The sequence below is a fragment of the Janthinobacterium sp. SUN073 genome (genome assembly GCF_030397665.1).
Taxonomy (GTDB): Bacteria; Pseudomonadota; Gammaproteobacteria; order Burkholderiales; family Burkholderiaceae_D; genus Janthinobacterium.
The window spans coordinates 393,330-406,927 of sequence record NZ_JAPUBT010000004.1 but is presented as its reverse complement, the minus strand read 5'-3'; the positions used below and the strand labels follow the sequence as shown (position 1 = coordinate 406,927).

Genomic DNA, 13,598 nt, shown 5'->3' with positions numbered 1-13,598 from the left:
CGGCATGGCCGCCAAAGGGTACTGTTTAAGCGTGCGTGCCGAACCAGCCGCCATGCGGTGGCAGGCTGATCTGCTGGCCATCTTTGCTACCCGGCAAGCCGTGGCCGGCCAGGTCGGTCGCTGCTGCGGCGGCCGGCAAGTCAAACGTGACCGTTTCGGTGCCCAGGTTGAAGGCGGCCAGCACGGATGGTTGACCGGGCAAGTCGCGGCGCAGGGCCAGCACGGGTTCCGGCGCATCGAAGAAGACGATATCGCCGCGCAGCAATTGCGGCAGGGTGCGGCGCCAGGCGAGGATGTTCTGCGCAAAGGTCAAGGGCGAGGCGTTATCGCGCTCTTCCACGTCAACGGCGCGCGCCAGATGCTCGGGCGGCACGGGCAACCAGGGTTTTGCCGAACTGAAGCCGCCATGCGGCGCGTCAGCCACCCATGGCATCGGCGTGCGGCAACCATCGCGGCCCTTGAACTGGGGCCAGAACGGGATGCCGTACGGGTCTTGCAGCGCTTCGAAAGGAATGTCCGCTTCCGTCAGGGCCAGCTCGTCGCCCTGGTACAGGCACGGCGTGCCTTTCAGCGCCGCTTGCACGGCCAGCACCACCTTGGCCAGCGATGGCGATGGATTCTCGCCGCCCCAGCGCGTCATGACGCGCACGCTGTCGTGGTTGCCCACGGACCAGGAAGCCCAGCCGTCGGCCACTTGCGCTTCGAACTCTTCCACCTGCGTGCGGATGTGCGCGGCGGAAAACTCCGCCGTCAGCAAGTTGAAACTGTAAGCCATGTGCAGCTTGTCGGCGCCCGTGTAGGCGGCCATGGTGGCCAGCGCATTGTCGTCGCCCACTTCGCCGATGGAAATGGCCTGGTATTCATCGAGTATGGCGCGCACGCGCTGCAGGTAGGCGATGTTTTCCGGCTGCGTCTTGTCGTACACGTGCGCTTGCATGCCGTACGGGTTGATGGCCGACACGCTGCTGGCGTCGCGCTGGGCGGCCGGCGGATTGTCGCGCAGCAACTGGTCGTGATACGGAAAGTTGCAGGAATCGAAGCGGAAGCCATCGACGCCGCGTTCCAGCCAGAAGCGCAGGTTGTCCAGCTGGGCCTGCTGCACGGCCGGGTTATGGAAATTCAGGTCGGGCTGGCTGGCGAGGAAATCGTGCAGGAAGTACTGGCCACGGCGCGGCTCCCATTGCCACGCGGAACCGCCGAACACGGACAGCCAGTTATTGGGCGCCGTGCCATCCGGTTTCTGGTCGGCCCATACATACCAGTCGGCCTTGGCATTGTCGCGGCTGGAGCGGCTTTCCACGAACCACGGGTGGATGTCGGACGAGTGCGACAGCACTTGGTCGATCATTACTTTCAGGCCCAGTTCATGGGCGCGCGCCACCAGGCGGTCGAAATCGGCCAGGGTACCGAACATGGGGTCGACGTCGCAGAAATCGGCCACGTCGTAGCCGAAGTCTTTCATCGGCGACGTGAAGAAGGGCGAGATCCAGACGATATCGGCACCGAGGGCGGCGATGTAATCGAGCTTGGAGGTAATGCCGGGCAAGTCGCCGATGCCGTCGCCATTGCTGTCGAGGAAGCTGCGTGGATAGACCTGGTAGATGACGGCGCTGCGCCACCAGTCGGCGGGCAGGTGGGCGAGATTGTTCTGGATGGTCGGCATGAATGATTTCTTAAAAGTTGCCTGTAGCCTTGGCTATCAGGGCAGCGCTGCTGGTTGGTAGGCGAACGTCTTATTTTAAAATTCAAAGCGCTTTGGGTATGAAATGAGTATAGTTCAAAGCGCTTTGAAAAGTAAAGCGATACACGCGCCAGACATACGATTTTTTTATGAGGGTGATTCAGGAGGGCAAAACAGAGCGGAAGAGGGAGTTCTACGAAACCCCAAGCGGAGACTGGGGTCGGACCCTGAGGGTCCGACCCCAGTAGTTTGCCCCAGGGGTAAATCAGGCGTGTATTATCGGCCCGGCCGACTCGCCCGGCAACAGTTCGCACGGCCACAGTTCCTGCAAGTCGGCGACGGGCGTGCCATCCATCAGGGCCAGCAGCATGTGGATCATCTTTGCGCCGGCGCCGCGCGGGTCGGGCTGGACGACGGTGGTGACGTTGTGGCCTGCCAGGGAATCTTCCATCACGCCCCAGACGATCAGCGACATCTCGCTGCCGATGGCGATGCCCGCGTCGAGCAGGGCGCGCACGGCGCCCACGCCCGACATGTGATTGTCGACGATGACTGCGGTGGGACGGGGCGAGCGGGCCAGCAGGCGCTGCATCGCCTGGTAGCCGGCGCGGCGGTCGTGCGCATTGTCGACCAGGTTGTCCGGATCGACGGCCAGGCCGCCCGCCTGCATGGCGTGCTGGAAACTCTCGACGCGCTGGCGCACGAAGTTCAGGTCCGGCGTGGCGCTGATCAGGCCGATGCGCTGGTGGCCCAGCTGCGCCAGGCGCTCGACGGCCAGACGCATGCCCGCCTCGTTGTCGTAGTCGAACCAGGCGTGCGGCTGGTTCAGCTGCGTGCGGCCATGCGCGACAAATGGCATGCCCTGCTGCGCCAGGTAGGCGATGCGCTCGTCGTACGGTTTCGTGCGTCCGACGATCAGGCCATCGATGCGACGGCCCTTGACCATGCGTTGATAGGTGTGGAATTCATTCGTGGCCGAGGCGGGCGCGATCATCATGTCCATCTGCTGCGCTTCCAGCGCTTCCGACATGCCGCCCACGATGTCGATGAACATGGGGTCGGCCAGGTCGTTCGGCATCAGCGGGTAGATGATGCCGACGATATTCGTGCGTCCCACGGCCAGGCTGCGCGCCATGGGATTGGGACGGTAGCCGGCCGCCTGCGCGGCGGCCAGCACCCGCTCGCGCGTGCGTTCGCTCACTTCCGGATAGCCATTCAAGGCGCGGCTGACGGTGGTTTCGGATATTCCTAGCGTTTTGGCGAGATTTTTGAGGTTCATGGATGCTGCAGTCGGGGTCTATCCAGGGTGGGTCGGGAGCGTTGCGGTGTCGTGCAATGACGGGTAGTTTATCTGATAAATGCCGGAATGATCAGGGGTATGACCAGCGGCGGCAGCGCCCAAAAAAATACGCGGGCAAACCCAGGGGCGCCCGCGCTAAAAGAGGATACTGCTGAATCACTACATTGAAGCTGCCGGCCATCGCGTGCAGCGGCGAAATGGTGGGTCCGGATATTCCTTGCCCCTGAAAAAGCGGGCGGTGTTGCTGCCTGTGGCAAGTGTCCAGGGACGCTTGCCAAAGTTCTAGCGTCCTGCGCTTACCACCAGGATTCCACTTGGAAACCGACCGAACTGCCGTTGGTCTTGCCACCAAACACGCCCGTCGACGACAGCGCGGTTTCCGCCGCGGCGGCCGACTGGGCTGCCTTGTTCCATTTGGCATAGGTGTAGAAGGCGCGCAGCACGGGGCGCGACCAGAAGCTGTTGCCGGCCGACAGTTGCGGCGCGAAGGTCAGCTTGGTCAGGTTGCGGCTCTCGCCGCCTTCCGGCTTGACGATGTCGTGGCCCAGTTCCACGGCCAGGCTGTAGTTGTCCGTGAAGTGGTAGACGGGACGCGCGCCGATCGAGGTCCACTTGCTGCTCACGCCCGCCGTTTCCTTGTCTTCGTAGACGAAGGTGCCCATGCCCGACCAGGCGCCCTTGGGCTGGATCATGATCTGTTCCGTCAGGCGCACGACCTTGTCGTCCTTGTCGGCACCCAGGCTGAAGCCGCCCGTGTTGGCGGCGCTACCCTTGCCGAACTGCAATGCCACCTTGTTGAAGCCACCGAGCAGGTTGCCCTGCGTATGCATGATGGTCAGCAAGTGGCCGCTGGCGATGGGGGCCGCGCCTTGCGCATTGCGTTTCTGATTGAATTGCAGGCCCAGCGTCAGTTCACCGTCCGGGTTGACCTTGATGCCGGAAAAGCGCAAGTCGTGGGACAGGCCCATGCGCTTGCTGTCCTTGTCGTCGGCCGTGCGCACGATGGCGTAGGCCAGCTTGGCGGCGCCCAGGTCGATGTTTTCCAGGCCGGCGCCAGGGCCGCTGTTATTCCAGAAGTAGTAATCGGTGATGTGCACGTCCTGGCGGTCGTAGTAGCGCTTGCCGACCCAGGCGCGCGCTTCGGCGAAGGCGCCCGTGCCGATCTTGTCGGCCACCACGTTCATTTCGCGCCACGACGGGTCCGATTGTTCCCAGTCCTGGTTCTGGTTGACGGAAAACGCCACCAGGGTATTGATGCGGAAGGTGGTGCCGTTGGCTGCCTTGAAGGCTTCGCCGCCGAATTTCAGCTCGCCGTAGGTTTCGCACTCATTGCCCAGACGATACTTGGACGAGGCGCCGGCCAGGCCGAAACAGGCTTCCTTGCCGCCTTCGCTGCTGGTGCCGAAGCCCGAGCGGATGTAGCCGCCGAAGTCGATCGGCAGGGCAGCCTGGGCTGACGCGCTCAAGGCCATCAGCACTGCCGCTGGCAACGCTTTCAAGAAAAATTTGTTCATTGTGTCTCCAGTGTTTTTATAGGTGTGGGATCGGTGCACATCACTTTGCACAACCAAAGCGCTTTAACTATGTTTCAAAGCGCTTTGAGTATAGTTCAAAGCGCTTTGATCAGTAAACTAGTTTTGTTCTTTGGATTCTTCTTAAACTTTTGAGGTGTTGCGGAGAAACATCAAAGGCGGGCGGCGGCGCGGGGGCGCCGTCGTGTACGGCAAGAGAAACTACGATGGCGAATTATTGCTGTGCCTTGCAGGCGGGCAGGGCGGCCGTGTCCGTTGCGGCAGGGGCAGGATGACGCAGGAATGCCAGGATCAGCAGGGCCGAGGCCGTCGTAATGCTGGCCAGCACATACAGCAAGTGGCGGAAGGCCGTGCCATACGCTTGCGCCAGTTCGGCCGCGCCCGCCTGCGGCAGCAGGGTCGCCGCATGGCGCAGCTCGCCCAGCGCCAGGAAGGGGCCCGCGTGCGCCGCCTGTTGCGCGCCAATGCCGGCAATGCCGGCGCCGCCCAGCGCCGACACGGCAAAGGTACCCAGCAGCGCGCTGACGATGGCCAGCGCCAGGCCTTCGCCCGCCACGCGCGTCGTATTGAAGATGCCGGCCGCCATGCCGGCCCGCTCGACGGGCACGACGCTGATGGCCAGGCCATCCATCAAGCCCCAGGGCAGGCTGATGCCGCAGCCGATCAGCAGCAGCGGCCCCAGCAAGCTGGCGGGCGACTGGCCCGGCGCGCAGGTCGACAACCACAGCAGGCCGCCTGCCGCCAGCAACAGGCCGCAGGCGCAGATGTGCGCGGCGGCAATGCGCTGCGCCGCCATGCCGGCCAGGATCGGCAGCACCAGCATGGGCGCCGACAGGGCGATCATCATGCGCCCCGCGTCGAAGGCGCTATAACCCTCGATGCCGATGAAGCGGGCCGGCAACAATACCAGCAGCACGACGAAGGAAAATGCTGGCGCGGCGGCCAGCAGCTGCACGCCGGCAAAGGCTGGCAGGCGGAACAGCGACAAATCCAGCATGGGCCGCGCGGCGCGCCGCTCCACGCGGATGAACGCGGCCAGCAGCAGGGCCGCGCCACCGAACAGCCCCACGCTGGCCGCGCTGCCCCAGCCACTGTCGGGCGCCTGCAGCAATCCATACGTAAACAAGGAGAGGGCGCCCGTAAACGTCAGCGCGCCAGGCCAATCGACGCCCTGCGCCTGCGGGTCGCGCGATTCGCGCATGGCGCGCGCGGCGGCCAGCAGGGCGGCCAGTCCGGCCACGGCCGTGGCGATGAAGATGGCGCGCCAGCCCGTGTGCGTGATCAAGGTGCCGGCCAGGAAGGGGCCGAAAGCCAGGCCCACGCCGAAGGCTGTGCCGATCAGGCTGAAGGCGCGCGCGCGGGCCGGGCCGTCGAATTCCTGCGCCAGGGCCGCCAACCCGCTCGACAGGGCCATGGCGCAACCGATGCCCTGGACGGCGCGCAGCACATCGAGCCACAGGATGCCGGGTGCGGCCGCCAGGGCCAGCGCGGCGGCGGAAAACACGCCCATGCCCAGCAAGAACACGCGTTTGCGGCCATAGCGGTCGGCCAGCGCACCGGCTACCATCAGGCAGCCGCCAAAGCTGAGCATGAAGGCATTCGTGATCCACGCCAGCGCCAGCGGCGTGCCGTGCAAGTCGGCGGCGATGGCAGGGATGGCGATGGCCGGCCCCGTAAAACTGAGCGGCATGCACAGGGCGGCCAGGCAGACGGCAGCCAGCACGAAGGCGCGCCGGGCCGGGGAGGCTGGCTTCATACGGTGATTTGTATCCATGGGAATCGATTCCAGAAAGAGGGAATCTGATGATAATATGGACGCAATCCATGAAAAAGTGGCTGAAAATCCACTCATAACGGACAAATATTCTTCAATAGGTATGAGATGGATAATTTGAACGGCATTGCCGCCTTCGTGCGCGCGGCGGAAACTTCCAGCTATGTGGCGGCCGGGCGGCTGCTTGGGGTGTCGGCCTCGGCCGTGGGCAAGAGCGTGGCGCGGCTGGAAGAAAAGCTGGGTGTGCGTTTGCTCAACCGCAGCACGCGGCGCATCAGCCTGAGCAACGAGGGCGCGCTGTTCTATGAGCGCTGCCAGCGCATCCTGGCTGACCTCGGCGATGCCGAGGCGGAATTGTCGCACCTGGCCGAGGCGCCGCGCGGCAAGCTTAAGGTCAGCTTGCCCGTGATCGGCTACCGCATCATCCTGCCCCTGCTGGCGGACTTTACCCGGCAGTATCCAGAGATCGAACTCGACCTCGATTTCAACGACCGCCTGGTCGACGTGGTGGCCGAAGGCGTCGACGTGGCCGTGCGCAGCGGCACCTTGACCGATTCGCGTCTGATGGCGCGCGAACTGGGGCCGTTCGCGTTTGCCATCGTTGGTTCTCCCGCGTATTTTTCCCGCCATGGCGTGCCGGCCACGCCGCGCGCGCTGGAAGGGCATGCCTGTGTGCGCTATAAATTCCCCACCACCGGCAAGTTGCAGGAGTGGGCGCTGCAGCGCGCCGAGGGCGACGGCGGCGGCGAGTTGCGCTTGCCGACGGCCTTGACCTGCAACAATATCGAAGCCTTGATCGGCGCCGCCACGCAGGGCGTGGGCCTCGCGTATTTGCCCGACTTTATCGTGCGCGACGCCATCGGACGGGGCGAACTGCAAGCCGTGCTGGGCGACTACCTGCTGTACGCGAGCAAGTTCTGGGTGCTGTGGCCATCGAGCCGCCATCTGTCACCGAAAATTCGCGTCTTTGTTGACCATCTGTGTACCCACCTGCATTTTTCAGCCCCACCTCCCGCCCCCTGAACGGCCTGGCGGCCGCCATGACGGCCAGTTGAGGAATATTCCTACCCCAAAGAGATTTTTCCTAACGTCGCAGAATATTTATTTGCTGCGATGCGTCACGCCACGCCGCTTGCCGTCAACTTATGCCCTTTCTGAATACCTATCATGCGTTAATTAAATTGCCATAAGGAATTTATTTATGTTAATTTAATATCTGTTTCGGCAATATTGCAATAGTTTCCAGTTGCTGGAACATGGGCATGCATCAGCGTAGTAAGAGCCTATCCCAGTAGGGAGCGTCTTCTGCTGGCAGTTCATCAGGCGCGCGGACAAGGCGTGAGGAGGACGCGTGGCGAGCCACGCGACGACGATCAACGCCGTCCCCGCTTCTGAGGGGCGCCAGCAGGGGATGTATTCATCTACTGGGATAGGCTCCAAGCGTGTAGTAACCAACAATTAGGGCGTGAGCCCGGTTCCATTCAGGGAGTGTGCATGAAGACAGCAAGCACGACGCCGCCACATCCGGCGCCAGCCGCGACACCCGCCCGCAAGACGGGCCTGCTGCTTGGTGGCGGTGCACCAAATTCCACCCTGATCGCGGGCGCGCTGGCCGCGTTTCTCGATGAGGGCATCGAATTCGATGTCATTTCCGCCTCCGGCGCCGGTGTGTTGATGGGTTTGCTTTACACGACGCCGCACGAAGCCACGCCGCGCCAGGCCTTGCAAAGCTGGGCCGACACGGGCGTGGCCGACAGCATCTACAAGATGATTCCGATCAATTACAAGGTGTTCCAGAAGCCGGGCATGCAGGCGAGCAGTTTCCGCGACGCCTTCCAGCCGCCGGCTAACAATCCTTTTTTTCAGGCGTTCCAGCAAACGTTTGCGGGCGTGCCCACGGCCTGGTCGGACTGGGGAAAATTGATGGTGTCGTCGCTGTCGCCATCGGACCTGTCGGCGAAAAGCCTGGGCCTGTGCGCGCACTTGCCCTTTCTGGAAAAAGCCGTGGATTTCTCGGGCGTGGCGCGCATGCGCCCCGATTTCTACATCAATGCCTACAACCTCAGCGAGCACCGCATGCACATCTGGGGCAAGCACGAGATCGCCCCCATCCACGTGCGCGCGGCCTTGTCGTTTCCCTTCCTGTATGCGCCCACCACCATCGATGGCGACGACTACATCGAAGGCGCGGCGCTCGACACGCTCAATTTCGAGCCGTTTATCGAAGGCAAGGGCGAACACGCTGACGCCGACACCCTGGTCATCCTCGACATCCTCGGCGACGAACGCTTGCTGCGCAAGCCGCGCAACCTGTACGACGCCTGGGTGCGCTCCATCATCACGCCGCTGGTGAAGATTTCCAAGAGCGAACTGCGTCTGTTTGAACTCGAGCACAACACGGATGCGCGCTCGGGCCAGCCCAAGCGGCGTCTGTTGAAACTCGACCTGATGGGCGGCATCCCGGAGCAGCACTGGCCCGACACCCTGGACTGGTCCAGCTCGAACATGCAGCTGCTGTTCGAGGTGGGCCACAAGGCGGGCCTGGCATTTTGCCGCCAGCATGGCGACTTGCTGCGCCGCACGCCTGATGCTTCCCCGCTGGCGGCCTAAGCTCGCGCCGTTTGCAACCGGTCCCGGCCACCTGATCGGCAGCTACTCATCCCGCCTGGCCTTGCCAGGCTGCTTTTTTGACTGTAAAACACCATGAATATCACCAAGCAATTAATTCTGACCCTCACCATCGCCTTGCTGGCCCTGCTGTTGCTGGGCGCCGGCGGCGCCATCCAGCTGCAGCGCGCCCAGGAACGTTTTGACACCGTACAAAACCGCATCATTCCCAGCATCCAGGGCCTGAATGCGGCCAAGGGTTTCCTGGCCGATTCGCGCCTGGCCGGCTATCGCCTGTCCGTATTCTCCAACCTGACCGACAAGACGGCGCTGGACAAGGCCGTGGCCGACGCCAACACGAATTTCGACAAGGTCATCGCCACCTACCGCGCCGAGCGCCTGTACGACGCGACGGACAGCAAGATGCTCGACGCCGACCAGGCCGCCATGGAAGCGTACCGCCGCGCGCTGGTGCCATTCTTTGCCGCCGCCTATGCGGGCGATATGGATGGCGTACGCGCCACCTTGCTGGCCGGCACGCCACTGGCCATCACGGCCGCCGCCGCGAAAAAAAGCATGGATGACCATATCGCCTACAACAACAAGCTGGTCGACGATGTGAAGGCGGAAAGCCTGGCCGCCTACGACACGGCGTTCAACACCATGCTGGCCGTGTTGGGCGTGGCCGTGCTGCTGACGGGCGCGCTGGCCTGGCATATCTACCGCACAATTAGCGGCGGCCTGGGCAATATCGAACATACGCTGGAACGCGTCAGCGCTTCGCTGGACCTGTCCGCCGCCATGCCCGTCGAGCGCATGGATGAAGTGGGCCGCACGGCCACCGCCTTCAATAAATTCCTCGAACGCATCGTCGACGTGATCGCCACCGTGCGCACCTCGGCCGATACGGTCAGCGTGGCGGCCGCGCAGATTTCCGCCGGCAACGCGGACTTGTCCGTGCGCACGGAGCAGCAGGCGTCGTCGCTGGAAGAAACCGCCTCCAGCCTGGAAGAGCTGACCTCGGCCGTGCGCCAGAATACGGACAATGCGCGCCAGGCGAATACCCTGGCCGTGTCCGCCTCGGACGTGGCCCGCAAGGGCGGCGCCGTGGTGGCGCAAGTGGTGGGCACGATGGGTTCGATCAATGAGTCGGCGAAGAAGATCGCCGACATTATCGGCGTGATCGACGGCATTGCCTTCCAAACCAATATTCTGGCGCTGAATGCGGCCGTCGAAGCGGCGCGCGCGGGCGAGCAGGGTCGTGGCTTTGCCGTGGTGGCCACGGAAGTGCGCAACCTGGCGCAGCGCTCGGCGGCTGCCGCCAAGGAAATCAAGGGCTTGATCGAAGATTCCGTGGATAAAGTCAACACGGGCAGCGTGCTGGTCGACCAGGCCGGCGCGACGATGGAAGAAATCGTCGCCAGCATCCGTCGCGTGACGGACATCATGGGCGACATCGCCAACGCCAGCCATGAACAAAGTGCCGGCATCGAGCAGGTGAACCAGGCCATTTCGCAGATGGACCAGGTCACGCAGCAAAACGCGGCCCTGGTGGAAGAGGCGGCCGCAGCGGCTTCCTCGCTGCAGGACCGCGCCGTGGAACTGGTCGACGTGGTGGCCGTGTTCCGCCTGCGTGGCGATGCCCAGGCCAAATTGTTGAAAGTGGCGGGCGGCTTGCCGGCCCCGGCTACGTCTGCCGCCAGCCGCCGCCTGGCGCTGCCGGGCCGCAGCGCCCGCGCTTGAACCTTGTGACTGCCCCGGTACGCCGGGGTTTTGGTGCTGGCGTCGTCGGATGGCGGCCTTGAGTTCTGCAACTGTGGCGAGTGGCAGTAAAGTTGTTCGGGCTGGCAGGGCGGCGCCGTCCAGTTCCGCAGCAGTCAGGGTGTCTGCCTGACTGTCGGGCGCGTGAGTCCACTTGCGCCTGCGGACTGTCGTAGATTTATATGCCCATGCGGCTCTTTGCGCCCCAAACATAATATGAAGGTAGGCCGCGTTGAACACCCGAACGATAGATTCCTACGCCCTGAATAATCTTTTCATCTCGAAGATGTTGAAATTGAAGCCGCGCAGCATGCCAAAGCATCTCTTCGACATTGAAGGTCTTCTTATTTTTCGCCGTAACTAATGCGCTCGGTTTGGGACCACCTTTCGGCCCGAACGGTTCTAGGAAAATTCTTGGCGCATCAAGTAGTTCCTGTTCTCCATTTGCGACTTGTGAAAGCGATTGGGGGAAGTCATGCGTCGTTGCAGGACAAGTCATTGGCCATTCAAGGCTATCGACTCTCGCGAAAGAAAATGGCAAATCGGGCCGATGAACTGCACGTTCTTGTTCAGTGTATTTCTCAGTTCGCAGGTACAAAGCCTTGTTCAATACGAACGATGTCGGAATCCGATAGTACGACATGCGCCGACTTAACGAGTCTATTCCCCACCTGGACACATGCGGTAGCCAAGAATCATACATGACCTGTTCACTATCGAAAGCGAGTACACGAATTAGGCGGGCATCCCATTCCGGTTGAAAAACAGCGCCCAACTCCAAGTCTTCTATTTTCATTTCTTCAGTTGCTCCTCAATAAAAGTCCGTTGTTGGCCGGTACCAGGCCTAGGGCATTTAGCTGTCAAGCGCCAAATCGAATTCGCTTGGCGAGGCAGCGCCAATCGTTAAGCGAGCACCTCGTTCTAATAGTGCCAAAGCATCTGGTCCGACCCAATAAGCTTTAACGCGGACAAATTTGTTGGTCAACGCAGTAGAGAACGCATGTTGTAGCCTCGTGGCCACCGGAGTGTCTGACGCCGTCGAGATACGACCAGATAACAAAATCTGGTCAGAATAAAAGCCGCCGTGCTGGAAAACAATACTATCAGGATTCATCAACTGGTCGATGGCGAATTTTTTTCGCCCATCATTTTGTTGGATGCCCCTACTCTGAATAATAAGAGACGCCCGCTCAGTGACAAGGTATCCTGGCCCCGCTACCGCACTAGTAACAACTAAGGCTTTTGTTAGTGTTGGAAGTTCTACCCCGCTGCCAAACGTCACGAAAGTATCCTCATCAAATAGCCCAGTTCGTGTATAGCCAAGCGGAATCTTCGCCTCAACAAGTTCGAAAATCGGAAGAAGGTCCTTTGCTGTCGCGTAGAAATGGCGTTGCATAAGCAATTTTCAAAAAAAGTATCAGTCCGCTTGCGGCCGTCTACGGCTGCTTGTTAGCCGGCCCCAAAAGCGTATCTGCGGTATTCAAAAAATCTTGGAGCTGTGCAGGATCACCCGAATAGCCCTGTGCACCAAGACCAATATCAGCGAGAAGCTCAACAGTTGAACACTCGCCACGTGCATGGTATTGGACAATGAAAGCTTCGAGAAGCTGGGGTTACCGAGCGCACCGCAGGCCGCTCGTTCACCGTCGAGGGCTATATCCCCCTGTTTCGTATCCACTTCGAGCACACGGTTACGGCCGTAGACGGCGGAGCGGAAGTCGCTCACCGCGTGTGGTTCACCGGAGCGCTTGCCTTTCTGTTCGGGCCAGGCGTTGCCAAACAAGTCCGGCAAGGGCTACCCAAAACGATGCGCTCACTCAAGGCCTATGCCGAGAAACGCCACGCGACTCTCCATGATGGCGAGGTGGACGGGACCAAGGCGACAACAGTCTGACAGATAGTTTCCGCTCGTCAATTCCTTGCAAAGCACCGCGTCAAATTAACGTGCCCTTCCCGTCATGATGGAATACAATTCCTGCGTGGCAGCCAGCTTGCCTGGCAAGGCCGGGCACGGCGTCACGCTTTGACCTTGGAAAGATGTTTGCTTATGACTCTGCAGTTCCCCCTGCCGAATGTACCCCTTGCGCCGCGCGCGCCCTCCATTCTGTCCAAGCCATTCGGCTCCGTGTTTTCCTTGACCCTGTTCTGCCTGATTCCTGCCGCGTCCGCCCTGGCGGCCACGCCTGCCAGCAGCAGTGTCATGCTGGAAGAGCTGACCAGCACGGAGTTGCGCAGCCGTATCGACCACGGCGCCACCACCGTGCTGGTGCCGATCGGCGGCGTCGAGCAGAGCGGGCCGTATATCGCGCTGGGCAAGCACAATGTGCGCGCCGCTCTGTTGGCGCGGCAGATTGCGCAAAAGCTGGGCAACACCATCGTCGCGCCCGTCGTGTCCTACGTGCCGGAAGGCAGTATTTCTCCACCAGCCGGCCACATGCGCTTTGCCGGCACGATTTCGATACCGCCAGCCGCCTTCGAGGCCGTGCTGGAAGGCGCGGCCGCCAGCCTGCGCCAGCATGGTTTCCGTGACATTATTTTCCTCGGTGATCACGGTGGTTACCAGAAGAACGAGCAGAATGTGGCAAATAAACTGAATCGGGCCTGGGGCAAAGCTTCCACGGCGAAAGATGCGCGTGCGTATGCCTTGCTCGATTACTATGACATCACGCAATCGCAATATATTGCCGAGCTGCAGAAGCGCGGCCACAGCAGCGCCGAGATCGGCCTGCATGCAGGCTTGGCGGACGCGGCGCTGATGCTGGCGACGGACCCGTCGCTGGTGCGCAGCGAGGCCATGGCGCACGGACCCAAGCCCGGTGTGGCGGACGGCGTGCGCGGCGACGCCACGCGTGCCACGGCTGAACTGGGCCAGATCGGCATCAAGCTGCAGGTGGATACGTCGGTGGCCGCCATCAAGCAATTGCTGCAACGTAACAAGTAAAT

The 13,598-nt window shown here is 61.8% G+C and carries 11 protein-coding genes; 4 read left to right on the top strand and 7 right to left on the bottom strand.

Features of this window, described 5'->3' with window-relative positions; genetic code table 11:
- Positions 1 to 25: 25 nt before the first annotated feature.
- The 4 genes from O0882_RS14715 to O0882_RS14700 all read right to left on the bottom strand — a co-directional run bounded on the left by O0882_RS14715 (position 26) and on the right by O0882_RS14700 (position 6,269).
- Entirely contained in the window at positions 26 to 1,663 is a 1,638-nt protein-coding gene (locus O0882_RS14715) for an alpha-glucosidase (protein WP_289949080.1), read from the bottom strand.
- A 283-nt stretch (positions 1,664 to 1,946) separates the two neighbouring features.
- Positions 1,947 to 2,960, bottom strand: a complete 1,014-nt coding sequence (locus O0882_RS14710) for a substrate-binding domain-containing protein (RefSeq protein WP_289949079.1) — start codon at positions 2,958 to 2,960, stop codon at positions 1,947 to 1,949.
- A 317-nt stretch (positions 2,961 to 3,277) separates the two neighbouring features.
- A complete protein-coding gene (locus O0882_RS14705; RefSeq protein WP_289949077.1) occupies positions 3,278 to 4,495 on the bottom strand; it encodes a carbohydrate porin in 1,218 nt (405 codons plus the stop codon).
- A gap of 232 nt (positions 4,496 to 4,727) precedes the next feature.
- Positions 4,728 to 6,269, bottom strand: a complete 1,542-nt coding sequence (locus O0882_RS14700) for an MFS transporter (protein WP_289949075.1) — start codon at positions 6,267 to 6,269, stop codon at positions 4,728 to 4,730.
- Positions 6,270 to 6,395: 126 nt separating this feature from the next.
- Between O0882_RS14700 and O0882_RS14695 the strand changes: the two genes are divergently transcribed.
- The 3 genes from O0882_RS14695 to O0882_RS14685 all read left to right on the top strand — a co-directional run bounded on the left by O0882_RS14695 (position 6,396) and on the right by O0882_RS14685 (position 10,637).
- On the top strand, positions 6,396 to 7,310 hold the full coding sequence (locus O0882_RS14695; protein ID WP_289949074.1) for a LysR family transcriptional regulator: 915 nt from the start codon (positions 6,396 to 6,398) through the stop codon (positions 7,308 to 7,310).
- Between the two features lie 471 nt (positions 7,311 to 7,781).
- On the top strand, positions 7,782 to 8,897 hold the full coding sequence (locus O0882_RS14690; RefSeq protein WP_289949073.1) for a patatin-like phospholipase family protein: 1,116 nt from the start codon (positions 7,782 to 7,784) through the stop codon (positions 8,895 to 8,897).
- A gap of 93 nt (positions 8,898 to 8,990) precedes the next feature.
- Positions 8,991 to 10,637 (top strand): methyl-accepting chemotaxis protein, encoded by a 1,647-nt coding sequence (locus O0882_RS14685; RefSeq protein ID WP_289949071.1) that lies wholly within the window; start codon positions 8,991 to 8,993, stop codon positions 10,635 to 10,637.
- Between the two features lie 196 nt (positions 10,638 to 10,833).
- Here O0882_RS14685 and O0882_RS14680 read toward each other — a convergent pair whose 3' ends face one another.
- From O0882_RS14680 to O0882_RS14670, 3 genes are all read right to left on the bottom strand, one after another.
- Positions 10,834 to 11,451, bottom strand: coding sequence for a hypothetical protein (locus tag O0882_RS14680; RefSeq protein WP_289949069.1), 618 nt, complete (start codon positions 11,449 to 11,451; stop codon positions 10,834 to 10,836).
- 57 nt (positions 11,452 to 11,508) lie between these two features.
- Positions 11,509 to 12,051 (bottom strand): hypothetical protein, encoded by a 543-nt coding sequence (locus O0882_RS14675; protein WP_289949067.1) that lies wholly within the window; start codon positions 12,049 to 12,051, stop codon positions 11,509 to 11,511.
- Positions 12,052 to 12,135: 84 nt separating this feature from the next.
- Positions 12,136 to 12,447, bottom strand: a complete 312-nt coding sequence (locus tag O0882_RS14670; RefSeq protein ID WP_289949065.1) for a hypothetical protein — start codon at positions 12,445 to 12,447, stop codon at positions 12,136 to 12,138.
- A 255-nt stretch (positions 12,448 to 12,702) separates the two neighbouring features.
- On the opposite strand from O0882_RS14670, the gene O0882_RS14665 reads away from it, so the two are divergent.
- Positions 12,703 to 13,596: a creatininase family protein gene (locus tag O0882_RS14665; RefSeq protein ID WP_289949215.1), complete on the top strand. Its 894-nt coding sequence runs from the start codon at positions 12,703 to 12,705 to the stop codon at positions 13,594 to 13,596.
- The last annotated feature ends 2 nt before the right edge of the window (positions 13,597 to 13,598 follow it).

What these genes read in the sequence shown, in the direction of transcription:
- O0882_RS14680 (WP_289949069.1), bottom strand. Translation starts at nt 11,451, where the DNA reads ATGAAAATAGAAGACTTGGAGTTGGGCGCTGTTTTTCAACCGGAATGG.
- O0882_RS14700 (WP_289949075.1), bottom strand. Translation starts at nt 6,269, where the DNA reads ATGAAGCCAGCCTCCCCGGCCCGGCGCGCCTTCGTGCTGGCTGCCGTC.
- O0882_RS14710 (WP_289949079.1), bottom strand. Translation starts at nt 2,960, where the DNA reads ATGAACCTCAAAAATCTCGCCAAAACGCTAGGAATATCCGAAACCACC.
- O0882_RS14675 (WP_289949067.1), bottom strand. Translation starts at nt 12,051, where the DNA reads ATGCAACGCCATTTCTACGCGACAGCAAAGGACCTTCTTCCGATTTTC.
- O0882_RS14685 (WP_289949071.1), top strand. Translation starts at nt 8,991, where the DNA reads ATGAATATCACCAAGCAATTAATTCTGACCCTCACCATCGCCTTGCTG.
- O0882_RS14665 (WP_289949215.1), top strand. Translation starts at nt 12,703, where the DNA reads ATGACTCTGCAGTTCCCCCTGCCGAATGTACCCCTTGCGCCGCGCGCG.
- O0882_RS14690 (WP_289949073.1), top strand. Translation starts at nt 7,782, where the DNA reads ATGAAGACAGCAAGCACGACGCCGCCACATCCGGCGCCAGCCGCGACA.
- O0882_RS14695 (WP_289949074.1), top strand. Translation starts at nt 6,396, where the DNA reads ATGGATAATTTGAACGGCATTGCCGCCTTCGTGCGCGCGGCGGAAACT.
- O0882_RS14705 (WP_289949077.1), bottom strand. Translation starts at nt 4,495, where the DNA reads ATGAACAAATTTTTCTTGAAAGCGTTGCCAGCGGCAGTGCTGATGGCC.
- O0882_RS14715 (WP_289949080.1), bottom strand. Translation starts at nt 1,663, where the DNA reads ATGCCGACCATCCAGAACAATCTCGCCCACCTGCCCGCCGACTGGTGG.